General features: G+C 57.2%; 16 protein-coding genes. 1 reads left to right on the top strand and 15 read right to left on the bottom strand.

Features of this window, described 5'->3' with window-relative positions:
- Positions 1–180: 180 nt before the first annotated feature.
- The 8 genes from garD to HQ912_RS05450 all read right to left on the bottom strand — a co-directional run bounded on the left by garD (position 181) and on the right by HQ912_RS05450 (position 10,752).
- The gene (garD, locus tag HQ912_RS05485; protein WP_160893412.1) at positions 181–1,734 is read right to left on the bottom strand and encodes a galactarate dehydratase; all 1,554 of its coding nucleotides are present in this window, start codon (positions 1,732–1,734) and stop codon (positions 181–183) included.
- Between the two features lie 13 nt (positions 1,735–1,747).
- Positions 1,748–3,112, bottom strand: a complete 1,365-nt coding sequence (locus HQ912_RS05480) for an MFS transporter (RefSeq protein WP_047228688.1) — start codon at positions 3,110–3,112, stop codon at positions 1,748–1,750.
- Positions 3,113–3,197: 85 nt separating this feature from the next.
- Positions 3,198–4,643 (bottom strand): aldehyde dehydrogenase family protein, encoded by a 1,446-nt coding sequence (locus tag HQ912_RS05475; protein WP_047228689.1) that lies wholly within the window; start codon positions 4,641–4,643, stop codon positions 3,198–3,200.
- A 129-nt stretch (positions 4,644–4,772) separates the two neighbouring features.
- Complete coding sequence (gene kdgD, locus HQ912_RS05470; RefSeq protein ID WP_047229014.1) at positions 4,773–5,684, bottom strand: 5-dehydro-4-deoxyglucarate dehydratase; 912 nt, start codon at positions 5,682–5,684, stop codon at positions 4,773–4,775.
- A 428-nt stretch (positions 5,685–6,112) separates the two neighbouring features.
- Positions 6,113–6,859 (bottom strand): FadR/GntR family transcriptional regulator, encoded by a 747-nt coding sequence (locus tag HQ912_RS05465; protein WP_047229015.1) that lies wholly within the window; start codon positions 6,857–6,859, stop codon positions 6,113–6,115.
- A 256-nt stretch (positions 6,860–7,115) separates the two neighbouring features.
- Positions 7,116–8,843 carry an ABC transporter ATP-binding protein/permease gene (locus tag HQ912_RS05460; protein ID WP_173406562.1) on the bottom strand — a complete coding sequence of 576 codons (1,728 nt, stop codon included), beginning with the start codon at positions 8,841–8,843 and terminating at the stop codon, positions 7,116–7,118.
- A 93-nt stretch (positions 8,844–8,936) separates the two neighbouring features.
- On the bottom strand, positions 8,937–9,497 hold the full coding sequence (locus HQ912_RS05455) for a response regulator transcription factor (RefSeq protein WP_047229017.1): 561 nt from the start codon (positions 9,495–9,497) through the stop codon (positions 8,937–8,939).
- Positions 9,490–10,752 (bottom strand): ATP-binding protein, encoded by a 1,263-nt coding sequence (locus HQ912_RS05450; RefSeq protein WP_047229018.1) that lies wholly within the window; start codon positions 10,750–10,752, stop codon positions 9,490–9,492. The genes HQ912_RS05455 and HQ912_RS05450 overlap by 8 nt, the downstream gene beginning before the upstream one ends.
- 368 nt (positions 10,753–11,120) lie before the next feature.
- On the opposite strand from HQ912_RS05450, the gene HQ912_RS05445 reads away from it, so the two are divergent.
- Positions 11,121–11,837 carry an SIMPL domain-containing protein gene (locus tag HQ912_RS05445; RefSeq protein WP_047229019.1) on the top strand — a complete coding sequence of 239 codons (717 nt, stop codon included), beginning with the start codon at positions 11,121–11,123 and terminating at the stop codon, positions 11,835–11,837.
- Between the two features lie 148 nt (positions 11,838–11,985).
- Here HQ912_RS05445 and HQ912_RS05440 read toward each other — a convergent pair whose 3' ends face one another.
- The 7 genes from HQ912_RS05440 to HQ912_RS05410 all read right to left on the bottom strand — a co-directional run bounded on the left by HQ912_RS05440 (position 11,986) and on the right by HQ912_RS05410 (position 16,836).
- A complete protein-coding gene (locus HQ912_RS05440; RefSeq protein ID WP_173406561.1) occupies positions 11,986–12,369 on the bottom strand; it encodes a DUF6124 family protein in 384 nt (127 codons plus the stop codon).
- Between the two features lie 576 nt (positions 12,370–12,945).
- A complete protein-coding gene (locus tag HQ912_RS05435) occupies positions 12,946–13,368 on the bottom strand; it encodes a hypothetical protein (protein WP_173406560.1) in 423 nt (140 codons plus the stop codon).
- A gap of 245 nt (positions 13,369–13,613) precedes the next feature.
- Positions 13,614–13,952, bottom strand: coding sequence for an Imm45 family immunity protein (gene imm45 / locus HQ912_RS05430; RefSeq protein ID WP_260990065.1), 339 nt, complete (start codon positions 13,950–13,952; stop codon positions 13,614–13,616).
- Between the two features lie 105 nt (positions 13,953–14,057).
- Entirely contained in the window at positions 14,058–14,351 is a 294-nt protein-coding gene (locus HQ912_RS05425) for a hypothetical protein (RefSeq protein ID WP_173406559.1), read from the bottom strand.
- 110 nt (positions 14,352–14,461) lie between these two features.
- Positions 14,462–15,016, bottom strand: coding sequence for a hypothetical protein (locus HQ912_RS05420; protein WP_173406558.1), 555 nt, complete (start codon positions 15,014–15,016; stop codon positions 14,462–14,464).
- A gap of 167 nt (positions 15,017–15,183) precedes the next feature.
- A complete protein-coding gene (locus tag HQ912_RS05415; RefSeq protein ID WP_155417185.1) occupies positions 15,184–15,591 on the bottom strand; it encodes a contact-dependent growth inhibition system immunity protein in 408 nt (135 codons plus the stop codon).
- A 729-nt stretch (positions 15,592–16,320) separates the two neighbouring features.
- Entirely contained in the window at positions 16,321–16,836 is a 516-nt protein-coding gene (locus HQ912_RS05410) for a hypothetical protein (protein ID WP_173406557.1), read from the bottom strand.
- Between the last annotated feature and the right edge of the window lie 167 nt (positions 16,837–17,003).

Below are 17,003 nucleotides of genomic sequence, written 5' to 3'. Positions count from 1 at the left end.
GCGAGCAGGCTCGCTCCCACATTTGTTCCTGGGTGAACACAAAATCCATATTCACCACAACCCCTGTGGGAGCGAGCTTGCTCGCGATAGCGGTGTGTCAGCTTGCATAAATGCTGAATGTACCGCCGTCATCGCGAGCAAGCTCGCTCCCACACTGGATCTCCAGCGATCACAAGTACATCAGGTAATCGGCGCCGGGTTGAACAAGGTGATGTCGTTGTACAGCTTGTGCCGCTCGGCCCAGGTCTGTTTCTTGCCGCTGGCCACGTCCAGGTAGTAATGGAACAGTTCCCAGCCCAGTTCCTCGATGGAGGCGCGCCCGGTGGCGATCCGGCCGGCGTCGATGTCGATCAGGTCCGGCCAGCGCTGGGCCAGTTCGGTGCGGGTCGAGACCTTTACCACCGGCGCCATGGCCAAGCCGTACGGCGTGCCACGGCCGGTGGTGAATACGTGCAGGTTCATCCCCGCCGCCAGTTGCAACGTGCCGCAGACAAAATCACTGGCCGGCGTGGCGCAGAAGATCAGGCCCTTTTGCTTAAAGCGCTCGCCCGGCCCCAACACGCCGTTGATCGCACTGCTGCCGGACTTGACGATCGAGCCCAGGGATTTTTCGACGATGTTCGACAGCCCGCCTTTCTTGTTGCCCGGCGTGGTGTTGGCACTGCGATCGGCCTCGCCCTTGGCCAGGTAACGGTCGTACCAGTCCATCTCGCGTACCAGCTCCTGGGCGACTTCCCGGGTTTGCGCCCGGGAGGTCAGCAGGTAGATCGCATCGCGCACTTCGGTGACTTCGGAAAACATCACCGTCGCCCCGGCCCGCAGCAGCAGGTCCGAGGCATAGCCCAGGGCCGGGTTGGCGGTGATGCCGGAAAACGCATCGCTGCCGCCGCACTGCATGCCCAGGATCAGCTCCGAGGCCGGCACGGTTTCGCGGCGGCGCTGGTCGAGTTTCTTCAGCCGGGTTTCGGCCAGTTCCATGATCTGCTCGATCATTTCGGTGAAACCGTGACTGGAATCCTGCAAGCGATACAGCCACGGCTCGCTGAGGTCCACCGAGCTGTCGTTCTCATGCATCACCTGCCCGGCCTGCAATTTCTCGCAGCCCAGGCTGATTACCAGCGCTTCGCCCCCCAGGTTCGGGTTGCGTGCCAGATTGCGCACGGTGCGGATCGGGATGTAAGCGTCGGTGGCGGTGATCGCCACGCCGCAGCCGTAGCTGTGGGTCAGCGCCACCACGTCATCGACGTTCGGGTACTTGGGCAGCAATTCGTCCTTGATGCGCTTGACCGCATGGTCCAGCACCCCGGTCACGCACTGCACCGTGGTGGTGATGCCCAGGATGTTGCGCGTGCCCACGGTACCGTCGGCGTTGCGATAGCCCTCGAAGGTGTAGCCTTGCAACGGCGCTTCGGCCGCCGGCACGTCGGTGGACAGCGGCAGGCTGTCCAGCGGCGGCGCGGTGGGCATGCGCAGTTGGTCTTCCTTGACCCAACTGCCACGGGGGATTGGTTGCAATGCGTAGCCAATGACCTGGCCGTAGCGAATCACCTCGCCGCCCTCGGGAATATCTTCCAGGGTGACCTTGTGGCTCTGCGGTACAAAGTCTACGGTGACCAGGCCATCCGGGAACTCAGTCCCGGCTGGCACGCCCTGGTCGTTCACCACAATGACCACGTTGTCCCGCTCATTCAGGCGGATGTAACGGGGCGAATCGGCATGTTCAATCAGTTGCATCGACATCGCTCCTTCAGGATTTCGCTTCAGACAGGCTGGAAAGTTGATCATCCCGGGCCGCGGGCTCTTTGAGCACGACACGCTTGATCGGCCCGACGATCACCAGGTAACTGAACACCGCCATCAGCGCGTTGCAGCCCACGAACACCAGCGCCCATTTGAACGAACCGGTGGAGCTGATGATGTAGCCGATGACGATCGGCGTGGTGATCGATGCCAGGTTGCCGAAGGTGTTGAACAGGCCGCCACTCAGACCGGCGATCTGTTTTGGCGAAGTGTCGGACACCACGGCCCAACCCAATGCGCCCACGCCTTTACCGAAGAAGGCCAGGGCCATGAAGCCGACCACCATCCATTCGATGTCCACGTAGTTGCACGCCACGATGCTGCTGGACACCAGCAGGCCGGCGATGATCGGCGCCTTGCGAGCGAAGGTCAGCGAGTGGCCCTTGCGCAGCAGGTAGTCGGAAATCACCCCGCCGAGCACGCCGCCGATGAAGCCGCAGATGGCCGGCAAGGAGGCGATGAAACCAGCCTTGAGGATGGTCATGCCGCGCTCCTGCACCAGGTACACCGGGAACCAGGTCAGGAAGAAGTAGGTGATGCCGTTGATGCAGTATTGGCCCAGGTACACGCCGAGCATCATGCGGTTGGTCAGCAGTTGGCGGATGTAATCCCACTTCGGACCGTCGGTCTTCTTACCCCTGCCCTTGTCCTGGTCCATGTCGACCATCGCGCCGTTGGCGGCGATGTGATTGAACTCGGCCTCATTGATCATCGGGTGCTGACGCGGGCTGTGGATAACCTTCAGCCAGACCAGCGAGAACACGATACCGACCACGCCCATCACGATGAACACGTGCTGCCAGCCAAAGCGGTAGACGATCCAACCCATCAGCGGCGCAAACAACACCGTGGCGAAATACTGGGCGGAGTTGAAAATCGCCGAAGCGGTGCCGCGTTCAGCGGTGGGGAACCAGGCCGCGACGATGCGGGCGTTACCCGGGAAGGAAGGCGCCTCGGCCAGCCCCACCAGAAAACGCAGCATGAACAGCGCCACCACGGCGGTGGAGACACCGAATTCACCGACATAGCCTTGCAGCACGGTGAACAGCGACCAGGTAAAAATGCTCAAGGCATAGATTTTTTTCGACCCGAACCGGTCAAGCAGCCAGCCGCCCGGGATCTGCCCGGCCACGTAGGCCCAGCCGAAGGCGGAGAAGATATAACCGAGGGTAACGGCATCGATGCCGAGGTCTTTCTGCAGGCTGGAGCCGGCGATAGCGATGGTTGCGCGGTCGGCATAGTTGATCGTTGTCACCAGAAACAGCATGAGCAGGATCAAATAGCGGACGCGAGTCGGCTTGGTTTCTTGCATTTAAATCTACTTCCACTATTTATTTTTATACGGGAAATCTGGTTGTACGGCCGGGCGGGTTGTCCCGCTCCGGCCGGTGTCGCAATTACGATCCGATGTAAGAAGTTTTCACCACGGTGTAGAACTCTTGCGCATAGCGACCTTGCTCGCGCGAGCCATAGGACGAACCTTTGCGGCCGCCGAACGGTACATGGTAATCCACGCCGGCGGTCGGCAGATTGACCATCACCATGCCCGCCTGGGAATGACGCTTGAAGTGGTTGGCATATTTGAGCGAGGTGGTGGCGATACCGGCGGACAGCCCGAACTCGGTGTCGTTGGCCATCGCCAGCGCCGCTTCATAATCGGCCACACGCACGACGTTGGCCACCGGGCCAAAGATTTCTTCGCGGCTGATGCGCATCGAGGCTTCGCTGTCAGCGAACAGTGTCGGCGCCAGGAAATAACCTTCGGTGTCACACGTCACCAGGCCGCCACCGCTGACCAGCCGCGCACCTTCGCTCTGGCCGATGTCGATGTACTTCAAGTCCTGGTTGAGCTGGGCTTCGGAAACCACCGGCCCGATATCGGTGCCTGCCTTCAAGGCATGACCGACCTTGATCGACTGCATGCGCTCGGCCATGGCAGCGACGAACTTGTCGTGGATGCCGGCGGTCACGATCAGGCGGCTCGAAGCCGTGCAACGCTGGCCGGTGGAGTAGAACGCGCTCTGCACCGCCAGTTCGACAGCCTGTTTGAGATCGGCGTCGTCGAGGATGACCTGCGGGTTCTTGCCGCCCATCTCCAGTTGCACCTTGGCCTGGCGCGCCACGCAATTGACCGCGATCTGCCGCCCCACGCCCACGGAACCGGTGAAGCTGATACCGTCGACCTTCGGGCTGTTGACCAGGACTTCACCGACCACACGGCCGCTGCCCATCACCAGGTTGAACACACCGGCCGGGAAACCGGCGCGGGAAATGATGTCCGCCAGGGCCCAGGCACAACCTGGCACCAATTCGGCGGGTTTGATCACCACACAGTTGCCGTAGGCCAGCGCCGGGGCGATCTTCCAGGCAGGGATCGCGATCGGGAAGTTCCACGGCGTGATCAAACCGACCACACCCAACGCTTCACGGGTGACTTCGACGTTGACGCCCGGGCGCACCGACGGCAGGTAATCGCCCGACAGGCGCAGGCACTCGCCAGCGAAAAACTTGAAAATGTTGCCGGCGCGGGTCACTTCGCCAATGGCTTCGGGCAGGGTCTTGCCCTCCTCCCGGGCCAACAGTTGGCCGAGTTCTTCGCGACGGGCGAGGATCTCGCTGCCGACTTTGTCCAGCGCATCGTGACGGGCCTGGATGCCCGAGGTCGACCAGGCCGGGAACGCGGCGCGGGCGGCTTCGATGGCGGCATTGACTTGAGCTGCATCAGCCTTGGCGTATTCACCAATGACATCGGACAAGTCAGACGGGTTGATGTTGGTGCAATAGTCGGCACCGGCCACCCACTGACCGTTGATGTAGTTATCGAAACGCTTTGAATCTGCCACGGAGCTACTCCTTCTACAATAGCTGTCTAGGAACGCAGAGCGTCCCTGGCTGCGTGCCCACGCGGAGCGTGGGAACGATCAAGCCTTACGCAAAAAGCCGCTGATTGCTCAGCGGCTTTGTCGGGTCTGTTACTGCTTGCCTTGCTTGTCGATCAGCGCGGCCAGGGCTTCGTATTCTTCCGGCAGCAGATCGGTCAGCGGCGTACGCACAGGACCTGCGTCGTAGCCGACGATCTTCGCGCCAGCCTTGACGATGCTCACGGCATAACCGGCCTTGCGGTTACGAATGTCCAGGTAAGGCAGGAAGAAGTCGTCGATGATCTTGCCGACGGTCGCGTGATCTTCACGGGAAATGGCGTGGTAGAAATCCATCGCGGTTTTCGGAATGAAGTTGAACACCGCCGAGGAGTAGACCGGCACGCCCAGGGCCTTGTAGGCCGCGGCATAGACTTCTGCGGTCGGCAGGCCGCCCAGGTAGCTGAAACGATCGCCGAGACGACGGCGGATCGACACCATTAGTTCGATATCGCCCAGGCCATCCTTGTAGCCGATCAGGTTCGGGCAGCGCTCGGCCAGTTGCTCCAAGTGCGTGGCGTTCAGGCGGCAGACGTTGCGGTTGTAAACCACCACGCCGATCTTCACCGATTTGCACACGGCTTCAACGTGGGCGGCTACGCCGTCCTGGCTGGCTTCAGTCAGGTAGTGCGGCAGCAGCAACAGGCCCTTGGCGCCCAGACGCTCGGCTTCCTGAGCGTACTCGATGGCCTGACGGGTAGCACCGCCGACACCGGCGAGGATTGGCACGCTGGTGGCGCAGGTATCAACAGCTGTCTTGATGACTTGCGAATACTCGCTGGCGGCCAGGGAGAAAAACTCACCGGTGCCACCGGCCGCGAAAAGTGCCGAGGCGCCATACGGGGCCAGCCACTCGAGGCGCTTGACGTAGCTGTCGCGATTGAAATCGCCTTGAGCAGTGAAATCGGTGACCGGGAAAGACAGCAGGCCAGACGAGAGGATGGACTTCAGTTCTTGTGGATTCATTATTCGAACACCCTGGACGCAAATGTTGTGTTGTAGGAAACGGTTCAGCTTCAAGAGAAGTTGTAAGTCATCGTACAACTTAAAATACGAACGTCAACTGCATTTCGTCTTTTGTCGGGGGTCAGGTGCGCGGAGTTTGGCGAAAAGCCTTTGAGATCGGGCCTTTGAGGTTTGCTGGCAAACTGAGGAATCTTGCCCTGCGAGGCAGCGGACCGCTCTTCAAGTTGCGGATTAAGGTGTAGGGCTTATTGAACTCGAACCAAACACGGGACCGCTGTGGCGAGGGAGCTTGCTCCCGTTCGACTGCGAAGCAGTCGCCAACCTGTTGAACGGCGATCGACCGAAAGAGCTGAGGGGCCGCTTCGCAGCCCAGCGGGAGCAAGCTCCCTCGCCACGACAGCATCCTTGCCAGCAGAGCAGTGAGCGATTCAGCCCTGCGCTTGCGCCTCTTCATGAGCTTGGCGCAGCCGTTCGCGGCTGTTGGTCAGGTGCAAGCGCATGGCCGCACGGGCCGCGTCGGAGTCCTGGCGGGCGATGGCTTCGTAGATTTCCTCGTGCTCACGGCTCAGGCGGTCCATGTAGTGCTGGTGGTCGTCGTGGGCCAGGCGCGCCGAATTCAACCGGGTGCGTGGGATGATGCTGGTGCCCAGGTGGGTCATGATGTCAGTGAAGTAGCGGTTGCCGGTGGACAGGGCGATTTCCAGGTGGAAGGCGAAGTCCGAGGCCACCGCGTCGCTGGCGTGGGCGGCGCTTTCGTTCAGCGCATCCAGGGCTGCGCGCATCGCAGCCAGTTGCTCGTCGCTGCGGCGCTGGGCTGCAAGGCCTGCCGATTCCACTTCCAGGCTGATGCGCAACTCCAGGATCGCCAGCACGTCACGCAAGGTGACCACCGTCGCCGGGTCGATGCGAAAGCCGCTCGGGCTGGGCGTGTCCAGCACGAAGGTGCCGATGCCGTGGCGGGTTTCCACCTGGCCGGCGGCCTGCAAACGGGAAATCGCCTCGCGCACCACGGTGCGGCTGACGCCATGGGCTTCCATGATCGCCGACTCGGTGGGCAATTTATCGCCACGCTTGAGAAGACCGTCGCGAATCTGCTCGGTCAACACCGTCACCAGCTCCTGCGCCAGGCTGCGGCGCTTGCGGGGAAGGCGTGGTACGTCGATCGGTCTTTCCATGTGTCTGTGTCTCGGCAAGCGGCTGAATGCGCATCATGATAGCGCAACGTGGTTGTACGATCACCGTGCTCCCTGGCGGTCTTGGCAAAGTTTGCCGCCATGCACCGTTGTGGCGAGGGGATTTATCCCCGCTGGGCTGCGGAGCAGCCCTCTTGATCTACCAGCAGATCAATATCGTTGACCTTTGATTTTGAAGGGGCGCTTCGCACCCAACGGGGATAAATCCCCTCGCCACAACGGTGTTCGGCAATGACAATCAGGCGACTACAGCTTGCTCCACCAGTTGGCCATTTTCGATACGCACATGTCGCGGATGGAACCGTTTCAAACTGCTGCGATGGCCAACGCTGACAATGCTCAGCCCCGGCAACTGGTCAATCAGCGCCTGGTACAGCGTCGCTTCATCTTCTTCGTCCATCGCCGACGTGGCTTCGTCCATATACAACCATTGTGGTGCGTAGAGCAATGCGCGGGCGAACGCCAGGCGTTGCTGCTCGCCGGGCGAGAGCATGCGCTGCCAATGGTTGGCTTCGTCCAGTCGCGCCACCAGATGCGGCAGGCGACAGGTTTCCAGCACTTGGGCATAACGCTCTGGCGGGTACGTGTCGCCCGGTTGTGGATAACTCAGCGCTTCGCGCAAGGTGCCAATGGGCAGATAGGGTTTTTGCGGCAGGAACAGATAACGCGCCGCGGGCAACCGGATCGCGCCGTGGCCATCCGGCCACAAATGCCCCATTGCCCGGAACAGGGTGGATTTACCGCTGCCCGAACGCCCGCTGAGCATCACCCGCTCGCCCGGCTCAACGGTCATGTTGGTGTGGCTGAGCAGATGGCGGCCATCGGCCAGGTCCAACCCCAGGTTTTGCACTTTCAATGCATGACCTTGGTTCTGCACATCGATGGCCGGTACGCGGTCTTCGTTGTCGCTCATGGCCTGGCGGAAGCTCAGCAGACGGTCACACGTGGCGCGCCACGCGGCGAGGTCGGTGTACGCGCTGATGAACCAACTGAAATTCTCCTGCACATTGCCGAACGCCGAGTTGATCTGCATAAGCTCGCCCAGCTGGATTTTGCCGGCGAAGTAGCGCGGCGCGGCGACGATGAACGGGAAGATGATCGCAATCTGGCCGTAGCCGGAGGTGAAGAAGGTCAAGCGCTTGGACACCCGCATGATGTCCCAGAAGTTATGCCAGACCAGACCAAAGCGGCCACTCAAGCGGCGGTTCTCGTTGGGTTCGCCGTTGTACAAGGCAATGCTCTCGGCGTTCTCACGCACCCGCACCATGGAAAAACGCAGGTCGGCTTCAAAGCGTTGCTGGTTGTTGTTCAGGCTGATCAAGCGACGACCGATCAGGTGCGTCAGCCAACTGCCCACCGCCGCATACACCAGCGCACACCAGAACATGTAGCCGGGGATGGTGTAGCCAAATACCTGGATGCTGCCCGACACGCCCCACAAAATGATCGAGAACGACACCAGGCTGACCACGGTGCGCAGCAGCCCCAGGCCCAGGCCCAAGGTGTTGCTGGTAAAACTGTTGAGGTCTTCGGAGATCCGCTGGTCCGGGTTATCGGTGTAACCGCCCTGCTCCAGCCGGTAGTAATTCTTGTCATTGAGCCAACGGGCGAAGTGTTTCTCCGTGAGCCAGGCCCGCCAGCGAATGGTGAGCATCTGCGTGAGGTACAAGCGATACACCGCGCCCAGGATCGCCACCGCGGCGATGCCGCAGAAATACAGGATCAACCGCCAGAACGCGACGCTGTCCTTCTCCTGCAAGGCGTTATAGAAATCCTTGTACCAACTGTTGATCCACACCGAAATCGCCACGCTGAACAACGACAGCACGATGACGGCAATTAACAGCGTCCAGGCCTTGCCCTTCTCCTCACTGCGCCAGTACGGCGTGGTCATTTGCCAGACACGGCGGAAAAACTGCCCGCGCACCGCATCATTGACCGCGGAATATTCAGCGTTCTGATTCATGGTTAAGGCTCTGTAAAGAAAAAAAACTCGGGCCGATCATAGAACAACGGCCCGATTTGCCGCGAGGGTGGACAACATCTGTTCAGCGCAGGTTCAGCGACGCACGGGGCGCTTCTGCAATTTGCGCTGCAAGGTACGCCGGTGCATGCCCAAGGCGCGGGCAGTGGCGGAAATGTTGCCTTCGTGCTCGGTCAGCACCCGCTGGATATGCTCCCATTGCAGGCGGTCCACCGACATGGGGTTTTCCGGCACCAGGGTGTCCAGATCGGCGTGTTCGGACAACAGGGCGGCCAGCACGTCATCGGCGTCGGCCGGTTTGCACAGGTAATTGCAGGCGCCGCGCTTGATCGCCTCGACCGCGGTGGCGATGCTCGAGTAACCGGTGAGGATCACCACGCGCATTTCCGGGTCCAGCTCCAGCAGCTTGGGCAACAGCACCAAGCCCGAGTCGCCGTCCATTTTTAAATCCAGCGCGGCGTAGTCCGGCAGGTCGGCCTGGGCGATGCTCAAACCTTCCTCGGCGGAACCTGCGGTGCTCACGCGAAAGCCCCGACGGGACATGGCCCGGGCCATGACGCGGGTGAAGGTGGCGTCGTCGTCCACCAGCAACAGATGCGGCAGTTCTTCGCCGTCGACTTGGATCTCGTCACTCATGTTCGTCTCCTCGGTCGGCATGGGGCAGGCGCAGCTCGGTGAGCGTGCCGCCCTCCTCATGGGGGTAGAGTTTCACCGAGCCGCCGGCGCGTGTCACGCTGGCCTTGCTCAAAAACAGGCCCAGGCCGAAACCTTTGCCCTTGGTGGTGTAGAACGGCTTGCCGATTTGCTCGGCAATCGCCAGCGGCACACCGGCGCCATGGTCGCGGATGCTGATGGTCAGCTCGTAGGCATTCCAGTCCAGCGCCACTTCCAGGCCTTCGGGGCAGGCGTCGGCGGCGTTGTTCAACAAGTTGAGCAACGCCTGGGTCAGGTCCGGCGGCGGCGCCATGCGCGGCACCGGTCCTTGACCCAGACGCTGGAAGCGATAACTGGCCTCCGGGCGCATCAGGTGCCAGCGATTCAGGGCCTCGTCGAGCCAGTCGGTGACGTCCTGCATGTCGATGGCCAGCCGGCGATTGGCCTCGGCGGCACGCACCAGGTACTGCAGGGTTTCCTTGCAGAGCTGGACCTGATCCTGCAACACACCGAGGTCTTCCTGCAGCGCCGGGTCGTGATGATCCTGGCGCATCTCCTTGAGCAGTACGCTCATGGTGGCCAACGGCGTGCCCAACTCATGGGCGGCACCCGCGGCCTGGGTCGCCACGGCCAGCAATTGCTCGTCCCGCAGGCCCTCTTCACGGCGAATGGCCCGCAGCTCTTCTTGACGACGCAACTCTTCGGCCATGCGCGCAGCAAAAAACGTAATGACCGCCGCCGCCAGGGCGAAACTCAGCCACATGCCGTAGATCTGCAGGTTTTCCCGAGCGATAGGGAAAGTTTCCAGCGGATAGAAGCGCGCCAGCAACAAGGTGTACAGCGCCAGGGCGATGCCGGACAGGATCAGCGAATACCGCCACGGCAACGTCACCGCGGCGATGGTCAGCGGCACCAGGTAATAGGACACAAAAGGGTTGGTGGAGCCGCCGGAGAAATACAGCAACGCGCTGTGGATAAACAGATCGCAGGCCAGTTGCACGGCGTATTCCAGCTCAGTTACCGGCCACGAGGTGCGCAGACGGATGGCGGTCAGCGCGCACAGTATCGAAGAGCAGGCCAGGGTGATCGCCAATTGCAGCCACGGCAGCGGCAGCAGCTCGAACCAATAGGCGAGCCCCACGGACCCGGCCTGGGCGGCCAGGACCAGAATGCGGATAAACGTCAGACGCCAGAGGTTCTGGCGAGAGGCGGAAGTCATTTGCAAAGGGGCGAGCATGAGCTCTCCTGATGAGCGCTCCAGGCGGATCGCACGGAGTATAACCAAGGCGCGACGTGCACAGGCAGCTATGCGGCAAAGCGCCACAGCCCCGAAATGACACACTAACCATTGTGGCGAGGGGATTTATCCCCGCTGGGGCGCGAAGCGGCCCCCAAAATAAGGTCGGGCACCACGCTGAGCTAGATCATGACAATTCTGGGACTGCTGCGCAGTCCAGCGGGGATAAATCCCCTCGCCACAAAAGCTCCCCTGACCTTCGCATCTGTATAGAAGTTGTAACTGTGCGAACCCGCCCATAAAAGCTAGAGTCTTACCGTTCACGCAGGCCCGGATCTCACCCCTGCGCCTCATCCCAAGGAGCTTTCATGCAAACGTTCAGTCGTCACGCCGCCCTGCTCGCCCTCAGCCTCGGCACCGTCGCCAGCCTGCCGGCCCTGGCCGCCGATGAGCTTCACTACAACCAGATTTCCCTGCGCGCCGAAGCCAGCCAGGAAGTCGCCCGCGACCTGATGATCGTCACCCTCTACACCGAGGAACAAAACACCGACCCGGCCAAACTCGCTGCGGCCGTCACCACCACGCTGAACAAAGCCATCGGCCAGGCCAAGCAGGTCAAGGACATCACCCTGCGCCAGGGCAGCCGTAACAGTTACCCGGTCTACGACAACAAAGGCCAGAAAATCACCGGCTGGCGCGAACGCGCTGAACTGCGCCTGGAAAGCGCCGACTTCGCGGCCCTGTCCAAACTCACCGGCGAGTTGCTCACCGACCTGAAAATGGGCGGCATGGACTTCACCATCTCCACCGCCACCCGCCAGACCAGCGAAGACGCCCTGCTCAAGGACGCCGTCAACGCCTTCAAAGCCCGCGCCCAACTGGCCACCGAAGCCCTGGGCGGCAAGGGTTACAAAATCGTCAACCTGAACCTCAACAGCAACGGCTACCCACAGCCCTACATGCGCCCGCAGATGATGATGAAAGCGGCGTCCATGGATGCTGAATCCGTCACGCCGGAAGTCGAAGCAGGCACCAGCAAAGTGAACATGACGGCGGATGGGGTGGTTGAGGTGTTGATGCAGTAACCCGCCTGATCGTTGCCGATCGTTCCCACGCTCCGCGTGGGAATGCCTCCACGGACGCTCCGCGTTCGGCTTTGGAAAGGGACGCAGAGCGTCCCGGGCTACATTCCCACGCGGAGCATGGGAACGATCAACTTCCGTGGCGAGGGGATCAAGGTGCCGGACTGGCCGGCACTTCAAGCTGATCCAACGCCTTGTCCACCAGCAACTGGCACAACTCCACCAACTGATGAATCCCCAACGCCACACTGCGCCGCGTGCCCTCCACTTCAAAGGCCAGGTCCTCGGCCATGGCTTTTATCGAGGCCAGGGTTTCGGAGGTGCTGGTCAGCAGCGTGTCAGCGTCGGCTTTGGCGGTGACGGAGAACAGGCTGTCGATGCGCGGATCGGTGCTTGGCTCTGGTTTTTTTGGATTGAGGTAATGATTGAGTGCCCGCTCGGCGGCGGCTCGGTCTTTGAGTAGGTCTTCGATGGAGTCGAAGCCGGAAAGAGGGTTGGTTTTGTTGAAGGGTGGGTCGGGGACTGACTTATCCATATTCAATGCTCCTGCTTAAAAATTGGAGCCATCTCTGTGTCGTTTCCACGCGACAATAGGTGGCAGCGGTACGCGGGGTGGAAATACCGGTTAGCAGGACCCGGCCAGACCGAAGTCTGCCCACGCACAGCCGCCAAGACGCAGTTTGCAGACGAAACGAGACGTCGGCAACACGATGTTCAGCCATGCCCTACTAAATTCAGGTTTCCACACCCGGTCGCTGATTAGGCAGCGACGTTCAAAGGTTAGAGAGCGCATTTCCGAGCGGCAACCCTAAAAAACTGTGGGATGTTTCGGTTCGGGGCCGGTGATCCTTCCGACACAAATGAATGACTCGTGCCGCTTCGCTTCCTGACACCACAAACCCCGTGGCGAGGGAGCTTGCTCCCGCTGGGCTGCGCAGCAGCCCCAAACCAGACTCCTCGGTGTATCAAAGCCGAAATCAAAAATATCCTTTGACACCATAAAAAAAAGCGAACGCCACTTGTCCACGTTTGATGAAATGTGGACAACCGGAGATTAATCCGCCGTAAAAAATTAAGGCGCCTTGCTCATATCCAAATGATTTACAACAACTTATTTATCTTTTACAAAACTCACATAAACTGTCTCTATCACAGCTTCCTCTTCACCGATATCAAGATCAGGCGCATAAACTCTAAGACCCAATCCGTTCACATCAAACCCTGAGCCATTAAAGTTCAGGGCCTCACCTTCCGCAACCATGTACTGCTGAACTTTAAGTACATCTGCACCGGACAAACGCTGTCCGCGCCAACTGAGATCGCTCCATTTCAAGAACTCCACGCCGATGACCCTGTAACCCTCATCAAAATAAACGTGTACTCCTAAATCATCGTACGCGTCAGTTGGAACTGTAGAATCAGCAGCTTTTAAAAACTCCTCAAAACCGCGCCCCAATAATGCCCTCGATTGATCGCGAGTCATACCGATATGCACAGAACCTAAATCACCAAAACCCAACAACTCGAAACTCATCATTAGCTTTCCGAAAGTTATCTGGGTTTAACTTTGACGCACAATCCATCAGTGCATCTAGGGATAGAGCACGCTCCCCACTTAAGAAACGGTATGGACAACGCGCCCCCCGTGACTCCCAAACCAATTAACAGAAAAGGGTCAGATTAATTCCTGCCTCTTCGCCTGAGAAGGAACACAAGCCAATCGACCTCTCCCACCATAACCGCACGAACGGTAACCATCGCACAATTACACAATAACAATTAACGCTCTATCAAACTAAATGGAACATCTGCCTGCTTAAACAGATAAACCTTCTCAACAGGGCAGTCGGGATATATCCATTTAGCCCAGTTTTTGACTACCCACTCCCTTGAAAGGCCCCAAGTACCTGGCAAACGACTTTCCACAGGCAAACGCACCACTAAAAGCCCCGCCTTATTACCTGAAGCAACGGCTATAGAATGCCCGTATTGCTCGTCGGGAATATCGAGAACCATAAAATCTACAATTTCTTCATACGGCCATCGGGCAGGGAGTCGGAATATCTGCCCTCGGGTTATCGCCGAAGCCAAACTATCGACCAACTTAATGCCTTCCATTATTCAACCTTAAACCATGTCCACGAAACGAAAACAGTAAAAACGGGGACAGACCACGTCACCCTTTAAAACCCACCCCCTTTCTCGCGCATCTTTTTGATTTTTTCACAGACCGCTTTCAAAATCTAGAAAAAAAACGATTACGTATAGAGTGAAAGAGAATATCGCTAAAGCAGCTCGCCACTCAGGATCAGCATCTTCGCCCAAGCTGCTAGGTCCGATAGCGATCCTAGCCCCTCTCAAATAATTCCAGACAGCTTGCACAAATAACAGCTGAACTACAATCATTAGAAAAAAACGCCCCCATCCACCATTAAATTTTAGAACAGCATTCAAGACCGAAGCAAATAACAGCCCAATTGCGACATAATTCCGGTACCTAAACAAAGCATCAATCACAACCCTTGACCTTAAAAACATCATAAAACCCCGTTACCCTTTTATCGAACTCCACAGAAAAAAGGGGACACCCATTAGCCGGTAAAGCGGTCGGCCAGCTCTTTCTCTATTCATTTCGTAATAACCACCGGAATGAACATCGGAGAGGGCCCCGCTGGTGGGCTGATCATGCCTTCGCTTTTAACCACCGGCACACCCTTGCGTTTAATTGCCTCAAACAGTTCCTTGGTAGCTGCCGAGTCGATATAGCCCCCCTCATCTATAGACGCGCTCAACGCCAATTGACGCCGTTCTTCCGTCATCTGGAGCTGACTGGTCCGAAAAATCGTGTGCAAGGCGATGTTTTTAAGCGTCGATATATCCACATGAGCGATCTCGACGTATTTCAACGCCTTGGCGTCCCAACCCTGAACGTACAGATCATTGGCGGTCAACGCGTAGGTGCAGAAATAGTAGGTGCCGGTATTCGAACCCGGGGTAGATACGATCAGAGAGCAACGGCCATGTTGCAAAACGGGGCTGCTCAGTCCTGGGTAGTCCTTGACAAGTTGTGCAGGAAACTGTGTTCGGTCGTAGTAGATGGTAGCCTTGTCGTAGGGGGTAGTGTTGCAGGCTGACAAGAGCAATGTCATGGATAGTAGGAGGGACGTGCCGAAATAGTGCATTGAATAATCCTTAAAAACCAAGAAACTAATAGAGCTCTTCTTGGAGCAGGTTTTCCACCTAAGAGAGCAAGGCCAAACTTCGTCATTTTTTATAGATACATCAGCTAGTTAGCCGTTAAGTAAGTGCCATTCAAATCTACCCCTTCCTTCTCTTTCTTTCCGCTTTTCTAAAAAGCTTCACTCATTGAATTTTTCAAGATTTTTATTAGACCCAAAGAATCTCTTAGCAACTCCGCATCATTAGTCAATTGGATAACCTCATGCAATGCTTGAACAATCTGTGGCACCACACTTGAGTTCTCCCGAAAAAAACTCAAATCCAAGCCCGCAATAGCAGAAATCAGTTCACCATCATAGCGTTCGCCTGCCAACACATCGTTATTTAGTATCTCTACAGCCACGTGTAATATTTCACAAACGAACAAATTTTGTCTTAACGAACGACAAATATCTCCCACCCCCAACTGAGCAAGAGGAATGTCACGTACTGAGAGATACCATTCCGTTAGCGCGGATGGATTTTGCTCTGACAACCAACCAACAGATTCATTTCTTTCTAGGTCACGAAAATTCATATACCTACACCATTTAAAGCCGATTCAATACGATAAATAGAATCTAAAGCCCTTTGACGTGCGGCTTGTGCAGCGGGATCATTCATACCTTTGATGGAATAAGGGGACAGATTTATTTTCTCAAATCAATCCTCCGTCTACCCTGACCTCGCCGCTCTTGGCCACGTTGCACAACGTGGTGCGGATGACTCATCCGTCCGTGGAAGCTTTCAGCGTAGCAAAAGAGAAAATAAATCTGTCCCCTTTTTCTCAAAAACTAATAAAGCTCTTCTTGGATCAGATTTTCCACCTAAGAGAGCAAGACCAAACTTCTTAAGTTTTTACAGACCCATCAGCTAGTTAGCCGTTAGCCTGTCTCCGCTTTCCTTCTATACTGGCCCCCAATAGCCATGAAATGGATCTTGAGGGAAAACCAATCTCCATGCTTCACTTGACATCATGCATTTGAACCACTTCTCTTCAAATTCTGACCCCGTATAGTTTTCCTGAACGAGAGTCTGCTCTACGACCCCAGCTTTAACCTGCTCAGTGATCCAGGCAAGAAATCGCTCATACTCCTTTGGCGATGAAAAACTCTCTATAACTTCCCAGTTACACTCATACATTCTCTTATCCAGAATGTATCATTTTTGCAGAGAAAGGAGACACCCATTAGCCGGCCTCAAGTCAAGGCTAAAAGCCAACTCGCCCTACAGCTTTTAATTGCAGGGCTTCCCTTATTACCCCCTACTACGAAATCCCGAATGCAATTTTATATGCCATTTCCAGCTCGAATGACTCAAGCTCCCTATATTCGGCTGACAAATCAGAGCCTAGAAGCAATCCTGCTTTATCGCTATAAACGGCATATACACTTCCATCCCACTGATCATCATCGACACAAAAAACCTTAATAGACGGACTGCTGTATTCCGTACCGCACCAAGCAATCGTAGCACCACGACTAACGAACCACTCAAGTGATGCCTGAATAAGAAGAGGCCATACACTCTCAGCCGGCCAGGATCTTATCCTAAGTTCTATTGATAGATCACTCAGCGTCTCACCCTTCCACAATCGCGACTTAAATTCTGCGCCTCCACTCCAAATAGCTTCAAAGGAAGGGAGGTCCTTAGCCAACTCCTCAGTAAAGCCCGAGGACCAATAGCCATAAAAAACCAAACCACTGACTTCGCCTTGATAAACTTCGCCAGTTATCGCGTCTTTAACACTCCAAAATATCACCAGACTATCTAAAGTTTTCATAATCCAAAATTCGCCATTTGCTGAGGTGAAGGTTGTATAGCTGTTACAAGGTCGCCGTTTTTTATTTTACCCCTGACAGAAACGGGGACAGACCACGTTTTTACATCACTGAAAACGTGGTCTGTCCCCGTTACCGCCCCTGATATGTATTCCGATCATTTTTAGTC

It is taken from the genome of Pseudomonas sp. MPDS (genome assembly GCF_013283895.1).
GTDB classification, from domain to species: domain Bacteria; phylum Pseudomonadota; class Gammaproteobacteria; order Pseudomonadales; family Pseudomonadaceae; genus Aquipseudomonas; species Aquipseudomonas rhizophila.
The sequence above is the reverse complement of the archived record's forward strand: the minus strand, read 5'-3'. Positions and strand labels throughout refer to the sequence as shown.

What these genes read in the sequence shown, in the direction of transcription:
- HQ912_RS05455 (WP_047229017.1), bottom strand. Translation starts at nt 9,497, where the DNA reads ATGAGTGACGAGATCCAAGTCGACGGCGAAGAACTGCCGCATCTGTTG.
- HQ912_RS05465 (WP_047229015.1), bottom strand. Translation starts at nt 6,859, where the DNA reads ATGGAAAGACCGATCGACGTACCACGCCTTCCCCGCAAGCGCCGCAGC.
- HQ912_RS05480 (WP_047228688.1), bottom strand. Translation starts at nt 3,112, where the DNA reads ATGCAAGAAACCAAGCCGACTCGCGTCCGCTATTTGATCCTGCTCATG.
- garD (WP_160893412.1), bottom strand. Translation starts at nt 1,734, where the DNA reads ATGCAACTGATTGAACATGCCGATTCGCCCCGTTACATCCGCCTGAAT.
- HQ912_RS05450 (WP_047229018.1), bottom strand. Translation starts at nt 10,752, where the DNA reads ATGCTCGCCCCTTTGCAAATGACTTCCGCCTCTCGCCAGAACCTCTGG.
- kdgD (WP_047229014.1), bottom strand. Translation starts at nt 5,684, where the DNA reads ATGAATCCACAAGAACTGAAGTCCATCCTCTCGTCTGGCCTGCTGTCT.
- HQ912_RS05415 (WP_155417185.1), bottom strand. Translation starts at nt 15,591, where the DNA reads ATGAATTTTCGTGACCTAGAAAGAAATGAATCTGTTGGTTGGTTGTCA.
- HQ912_RS05460 (WP_173406562.1), bottom strand. Translation starts at nt 8,843, where the DNA reads ATGAATCAGAACGCTGAATATTCCGCGGTCAATGATGCGGTGCGCGGG.
- HQ912_RS05445 (WP_047229019.1), top strand. Translation starts at nt 11,121, where the DNA reads ATGCAAACGTTCAGTCGTCACGCCGCCCTGCTCGCCCTCAGCCTCGGC.
- HQ912_RS05410 (WP_173406557.1), bottom strand. Translation starts at nt 16,836, where the DNA reads ATGAAAACTTTAGATAGTCTGGTGATATTTTGGAGTGTTAAAGACGCG.
- HQ912_RS05440 (WP_173406561.1), bottom strand. Translation starts at nt 12,369, where the DNA reads ATGGATAAGTCAGTCCCCGACCCACCCTTCAACAAAACCAACCCTCTT.
- HQ912_RS05420 (WP_173406558.1), bottom strand. Translation starts at nt 15,016, where the DNA reads ATGCACTATTTCGGCACGTCCCTCCTACTATCCATGACATTGCTCTTG.
- HQ912_RS05435 (WP_173406560.1), bottom strand. Translation starts at nt 13,368, where the DNA reads ATGAGTTTCGAGTTGTTGGGTTTTGGTGATTTAGGTTCTGTGCATATC.
- imm45 (WP_260990065.1), bottom strand. Translation starts at nt 13,952, where the DNA reads ATGGAAGGCATTAAGTTGGTCGATAGTTTGGCTTCGGCGATAACCCGA.